Below are 6,188 nucleotides of genomic sequence, written 5' to 3'. Positions count from 1 at the left end.
GGCTACAGCGGCTCGGTCAAAGGCCTGTTCAATCCCGACACCAACATCAAGTACGGCATGAAATACCTGGCCATGGCGCGCGGCCTCGGCGGCGGCACCACCTGCGGCACGATCCTGAAATACAATGCCGGCCACGCCGCGACGCGGATGAACCCGGTGTCGGCCGCCTATTGCAGCAAGGTCAAGGTGCAGATGGCGGCGCTCGGTTCGCCGGCATGATGAAGCTGGGGTAACCGCCTTTTTCGTTTGCGTTTTCAGGCGCGAACCCCTTTATACGCTCTGCCAGCTGGCCGGGCGGCCGCACCCGCGAAGCCGAAAGGCTGCGGGTGAGGAAAGTCCGGGCTCCATGGAGACACGGTGCCGGTTAATGGCCGGCGGGGGCGACCCCAGGGAAAGTGCCACAGAAAGCAAACCGCCGCGGCGTTCGGCTCTGCCGGATCCGGGGCAAGGGTGAAAGGGTGGGGTAAGAGCCCACCGCGCGACTGGCAACAGGAGCGGCATGGTAAACCCCACCGGGAGCAAGACCGAATAGGGGCGGTGCGAGGGGAAACCTTCGAGGGCTGTTTCCGGCCCACCGCCCGGGTAGGTTGCGTGAGGCGCATGGCAACATGCGCCCAAGATGAATGGCCGCCGCGTTCCCGTGCCGCAAGGCGCGGGGGCCATACAGAACCCGGCTTATAGGCCAGCTGGCAATTTTTCTCCGCGATATCGCCGTGAAATCCATTTGATATCAGTGGGCTGCGCCGTCCGGCGTGCGCTCTGATTCAACCACCAAGGCGGTCGAGCGATGCCTCGATCGCTTGCCAAAGCTCTTCCACCGGCTCGCAGCCAATGGACAGGCGCACGAAGCCCGGCGGTACGGCGTCGCCCCTTTTTGATCGCCGTTCGGCCGAGGTGTGGACGCCGCCGAAAGAGGTTGCCGCCTGCATCAGGGTGCAGTTGTCGATGAAATCCTCGGCCTTCTGCTCGGAGGCCAGGTCGAACGAGATCAGGAAGCCGAAGCGATCCATCTGCGCCCGCGCCAGATTGTGCGAGGGATCGCCGTCCAAGCCGGGAAAGCGCAGGCCGCTGACCGCCGGATGCTGTCTCAGCCGCCTGGCGATCACCTCTGCCGAGGCGCACATGCGGTCGAAGCGCACCTCCAGCGTCTCGAGGCCGCGATGCACCAGCCAGGCCTCGAACGGCCCGGGAATGCCGCCGGCCGTCTCGCGCCAGTCCCTTACCTTGGCGACGATATCTGGATTGCGGCTCGCGACATGGCCAAACAGCACGTCGGAGTGGCCGTTCACCGCCTTGGTGTCGGCGGAGACGACGATATCGGCGCCGAGATCGAGCGGGCGCTGGCCGTAGGGCGTCATCGTCGTGTTGTCGACGACGAGGAGCGCGCCTCGCGCATGGACAGCGTTGGCGACTGCGGCGATGTCGCAAATGTCCAGCCGCGGGTTAGACGGGCTTTCGACGAAGACAAGCTGGTAGCCGTCGAACCCTCCGTCGAGAAAGGTTGGGGTCGGCCTGGTGTCGCAGGCGACGCCGAACGGCTTCAGGAAGCGTTCCGCCAGCGCGCGCGTGGCGTGATAGCCGTCGGCAGGCAGAAGGACGCGGTCGCCGGATTTCAGCAGCGCGAAAAACACCGACGAGATCGCGCCCATCCCCGACGGGAAGGCGAGGCATTGCGCGTCTTCCAGATGACCGAGCGCATGTTCGACGGCGCGCCAGGTCGGATTGTCGTAGCGGCCATACTGGTCGAAGCCCGCTTCTTCGCCAGGTGTGTGGAAGATTGAAGCCATGGTCAGCGGCAAGGGGATCGGATCGCCCTTGGCGAAATCGCGGCTGCGCAAGTGGGCAAGTGCGGCGGCACGTGACTTCGCCGTTTCGGACATCGACCATTCACCTCCTGTTGGCTGCCAAAGGCAGCGGAGCATTGGCGCGACGCTATGCGTGGGCGCGGTCCGCAGCAAGCCGCGTCCCTTGGGCCACAGCCCTCTAAACGCTTCGTTAGGCTTAATGGACGATAAAGATCAGACGTGCCGTCAGGCTGCTCTTTCTGGTTGTGGCGAGCGCGTTTGTGAAGCTCGTTCCCGTTGACGCCCATAGTACCCCATGATATCCCATTCCGATACCAAAGCCTTCGTTCCGTGTCAGGGTGAAGCGTACGCCAATCGGGCAGCCGCTGGGGCTGCGCGTTTGCGAGCTTTCGCCTCGTTGAACGAAGCGGAATTTCGGGAAGGGACGCGCTGCGGCGGCGCGGACGGGATGATGGAAAGGGGTGCGGCGGCGGAAGCGGCTGTGGCGCGTGATGGACCGGTTTCTGTCGAACACGGTGAGCAGGATCGATGCGAAGGGACGGGTCTCCGTTCCGGCGCATTTCCGCGCCGTCGTTCAGAAGCGGGGCTATTCGGAGCTCTATGCGCTGCGCTGCCTGGATCTTCCGGCGATGGATGTCGGCGGTCTCGACCTGCTCGACCGCTACGAGCAGCGCATCGCGCAGGAAGATCCCTTCCTGCAGACGGCGGACGACATGTCGTTCTTCTGCCATGGCGATGGTACGTTCCTGAAGCTGGATCAGGACGGGCGCATAACGATGACCGACTTCATCCGCGAGCACACCGGCATTTCGGCGGAAGTGGCCTTTGTCGGCCGCGGCAATTTCTTCCAGATCTGGGAGCCGGGACGGCTTGCCGCCTATGGGGCGCAGGCGCGCGCCCGGCTGTTGCAGCTTCGGCAGGGGACGAAGCCTGGGGAGCGACCGGAATGACGGCGGGCCACGGCGAGGATATCAACGCCGTTGGCGGACTGGCCCGCCACATTCCGGTCCTCCTTGCCGAAGTGCTGGAGGCGCTGTCGCCCAAGGCCGGCGATCTGATCGTCGACGGCACCTTCGGCGCCGGCGGCTATACCAGGGCCATCCTGGCAAGCGGTGCCTCGGTCGTGGCCATCGACCGCGATCCCGATGCCATCGCCGCTGGGCGTTCGCTGGAACAGCAATCCGGCGGCAGCCTGACTCTTGTCCAGGCGCCGTTTTCGATGCTCGACGAGCATGTCGAAAGCGCCGACGGGGTGGTGCTGGACATAGGCGTCTCCTCCATGCAGCTCGACCAGGCCGAACGCGGCTTCTCGTTTCGCGCCGACGGGCCGCTCGACATGCGCATGGCGCAGGCGGGCCTGAGCGCCGCCGATGTCGTCAACAGCTTCAAGGCGGGCGACCTTGCCCGCATCTTCGGCTTTCTAGGCGAGGAGCGTCATGCCGGCCGCATTGCCCGCATGATCGAGAGCCGGCGCGAGAAGCGGCCGTTCGAACGCACGCTCGATCTCGCCGACGCCATCGAGACGCATATCGGCCGCGCACCGAAGGACAAGATCCATCCGGCGACCCGCGTCTTCCAGGCGTTGCGCATTTTCGTCAACGACGAGCTCGGCGAACTGGCACGCGCGCTGTTCGCGGCAGAGCGGGTGCTGAAACCCGGCGGCCGGCTCGTCGTGGTGACCTTCCATTCGCTGGAGGACCGCATCGTCAAGCGCTTCATCGCCGACCGGGCTGAGGCCGCGAGCGGCTCGCGCCATATGCCTGCGGCACAAGCCCGCCTTGAGACCTTCCGCAAGGCCGGCGGCGGTGTAACCGCAGGCGATGCGGAGATATCGGCCAATCCGCGCGCGCGCTCGGCTAGGCTGCGCGCGGCAATCCGCACCGAAGCGCCGGCGCGCGCGGGCGATTTTTCGATTTTCGGCCTTCCAAAGCTTCCCGCCGTCGAGCGGCCGGGGGAGAGGTGAGCACGTGTTTCGTACCAGCGACATAGTCCTGATCGCCGTCATGGTCTCGGCGGCGGCCCTGACCTACAAGACCAAGCGCGATGCCGAGGAGCAATTGGCTTCCGTGCAGAAGATCGAGGCGCAGATCCGCTACGAGGAGGACACGATCGATCTTTTGAAGGCGGACTGGAGCCTGCTCACTCAGCCCTCGCGTCTGCAGAAGCTCGCCGAAATCTACAAGTCGCAGCTCGAACTGGAACCGGTCAATGCGCGCCAGATCGTCAACCTCGACGATCTGCCGGCAAAGCCGGTCAACATCGAGGACCTCTCGTCGCAGCGGCTGGGCGGCATGGCCGACAATTCCGACAAGGGGCCCAAGGGCGCCAAGGACCCGATCGTGACCGGAGGCATCGTGCAATGATCGCCAGGTTCTCGATGCTCGGAGGACTGCTGAGGCGCCGCAAAAGGCAGGATGACGACGGCTCGATCGTGGTCGACGGCGCCCGCAAGGCGACCGGCGGCAGGGCCAAGACCCGCATCGTGATGACGATGGCGGTGTTCTTCGGCATCTATTCGGCCATCGCCGGCAGGCTTGTGTACCTCGGCTTCCAGAGTCCCGACATGTCGGGCGGCCCGCAGAACCGCGTGACGGCCTCGCGGCCCGACATCGTCGACCGCAATGGCGAGGTGCTGGCGACCGATATCAAGACGGCCTCGCTGTTTGCCGAGCCGCGCCGCATCGTCGACGCCGACGAGGCGATCGAGAAGCTATCGACCGTGCTGCCCGAGATCGACTACGAGCAGACCTACCACAAGCTGAAGAGCGGCGCCGGCTTCGTTTGGCTGCAGCGGCAGCTGACGCCGAAGCAGCAGGCCGATATCATGCAGCTTGGCATTCCCGGTTTCGGCTTCCGCACGGAAAAGCGCCGCTTCTATCCGAGCGGCGAAACCTCCTCCTACATTGTCGGTCTCACCAACATCGACAATCAGGGCATCTCCGGCATGGAGAAGTATATAGACGACCAGGGCCTGACCGACCTGCAGGCGTCGGGCCTGGCTGTGGCGAGAGACCTGAAGCCGGTGCGGCTGTCGATCGACCTGCGCATCCAGAACGTCGTGCGCGACGAGGTGGCCACCGGCATGGAGCGGTTCCATGCGATCGCGGCGGGTGCCGTCGTCCTCAACGTCAAGACCGGCGAAGTGATGGCGATGGCCTCGGTGCCGGATTTCGACCCGAACAATCCCTACAACGCTCAGGACAAGGACCGGCTGAACCGCATGTCGGCCGGCCTCTATGAAATGGGCTCGACCTTCAAGAGCTTCACCACCGCCATGGCGCTGGATTCCGGCAAGGTGACGCTGGAAAGCCGGTTCGACGCTACGCGGCCGATCAGGATCGGCCGCCAGACGATCCACGACTTCCACAGCAAGGGCCGGGTGCTGTCGGTGCCGGAGGTGTTCATCTATTCCTCCAACATCGGCTCGGCGAAGGAGGCCGAGGCCGTCGGCATCGAGGGGCACCGCGAATTCCTGCATCGCCTCGGCGTGCTCGAGAAGATGCAGACGGAATTGCCGGAAGTGGCGCGGCCGACCGAGCCAAAGGTGTGGAAGCAGGTCAATTCGATCACGATCGCTTTCGGCCATGGCGTGTCCACGACCCCGCTGCAGACGGCGGTGGGCTGCGCCGCCCTGATGAACGGCGGCTTTCTGATCGAACCGACTTTCCTGCCACGCACGGCGCAGCAGGCGATGGAAGTGGCCAAGAAGGTGGTCAGCGAAAAGACCGTCGAAGGCATGCGCTATCTCTATGCGCTCAACGCCGAGAAGGGTTCGGGCAAGAGCGCCAGGGTTCCGGGCTACCGCGTCGGCGGCAAGACCGGCACGGCGGAGAAGGTCGTCAATGGCCGATATTCCAAGGAGAAGAATTTCAACGCCTTCGTCGCCGCTTTCCCGATGGATGATCCGCAATATATCGTGCTGACGATCGCCGACGAGCCGAAGCCGGAAAAGCCGGGCATGGGGGCGACCGCCGCCTCGAACGCGGGCGTCATGGCGGGAAACATTATCCGCCGTTCGGCCGCCATGCTTGGCGTGAAGCCAGATTTCAGCCATGAAAATGGTGCAACGCTGGTTTCCTATCAGTGATTCTTGGGGCGCGCCGGCAACTGCGCGCTATTTTGTTGCGATGAACGGGACTCGATGCAGCTAAAAGAACTAGCCGGTATCCTGCCTGTCGAGGGAACAGCTTCCCCCGACCTGGTGGTCACCGGGATTTCCTCGGATTCCCGCGCGGTCAAGACCGGCGTCGTCTTTTTCGCGCTCGCCGGCAGCAAGGCCGATGGCGCTGCCTACGCGGCGGATGCCGCTAAGCGGGGTGCCGCAGCGGTCGTGGCGGGCCAGGGAAGCGCCATTTCCGCGCTGCCGGTCCCGGGCTTTTCCGT

7 protein-coding genes and 1 other RNA gene are annotated in these 6,188 nt (G+C 64.7%); 7 read left to right on the top strand and 1 reads right to left on the bottom strand.

The features are described 5' to 3' along the window. Both EN745_RS27455 and rnpB read left to right on the top strand, forming a co-directional pair. Positions 1 to 219 (top strand): transglycosylase SLT domain-containing protein (locus tag EN745_RS27455; RefSeq protein ID WP_145992153.1); only part of this gene is annotated, 219 nt, incomplete at its 5' end. 63 nt (positions 220 to 282) lie between these two features. After that, positions 283 to 694, top strand: an RNA gene (gene rnpB / locus EN745_RS27450) — RNase P RNA component class A. 70 nt (positions 695 to 764) lie between these two features. Here the strand turns inward: rnpB and EN745_RS27445 are convergent. Then, a complete protein-coding gene (locus tag EN745_RS27445) occupies positions 765 to 1,880 on the bottom strand; it encodes a cystathionine gamma-lyase (protein WP_127406475.1) in 1,116 nt (371 codons plus the stop codon). Between the two features lie 416 nt (positions 1,881 to 2,296). Here EN745_RS27445 and mraZ point away from each other — a divergent pair, with 416 nt between their 5' ends. From mraZ to EN745_RS27420, 5 genes are all read left to right on the top strand, one after another. Continuing rightward, positions 2,297 to 2,755 (top strand): division/cell wall cluster transcriptional repressor MraZ, encoded by a 459-nt coding sequence (mraZ, locus tag EN745_RS27440; protein ID WP_056573299.1) that lies wholly within the window; start codon positions 2,297 to 2,299, stop codon positions 2,753 to 2,755. After that, positions 2,752 to 3,768, top strand: a complete 1,017-nt coding sequence (gene rsmH / locus EN745_RS27435; RefSeq protein ID WP_127422702.1) for a 16S rRNA (cytosine(1402)-N(4))-methyltransferase RsmH — start codon at positions 2,752 to 2,754, stop codon at positions 3,766 to 3,768. Before mraZ ends, rsmH begins: the two co-directional genes overlap by 4 nt. A 4-nt stretch (positions 3,769 to 3,772) precedes the next feature. Next, the gene (locus EN745_RS27430; protein ID WP_126053892.1) at positions 3,773 to 4,168 is read left to right on the top strand and encodes a hypothetical protein; all 396 of its coding nucleotides are present in this window, start codon (positions 3,773 to 3,775) and stop codon (positions 4,166 to 4,168) included. Positions 4,169 to 4,182: 14 nt separating this feature from the next. Next, complete coding sequence (locus EN745_RS27425; RefSeq protein WP_127422703.1) at positions 4,183 to 5,892, top strand: penicillin-binding protein 2; 1,710 nt, start codon at positions 4,183 to 4,185, stop codon at positions 5,890 to 5,892. Positions 5,893 to 5,946: 54 nt separating this feature from the next. After that, positions 5,947 to 6,188: Mur ligase domain-containing protein (locus EN745_RS27420; RefSeq protein WP_245487851.1), on the top strand; the 242-nt coding region annotated here is incomplete at its 3' end.

Origin of the sequence: Mesorhizobium sp. M4A.F.Ca.ET.022.05.2.1, assembly GCF_003998845.1 — a bacterium.
Lineage (GTDB): Bacteria > Pseudomonadota > Alphaproteobacteria > Rhizobiales > Rhizobiaceae > Mesorhizobium.
This window is presented reverse-complemented; position numbering and strand designations above follow the sequence as displayed.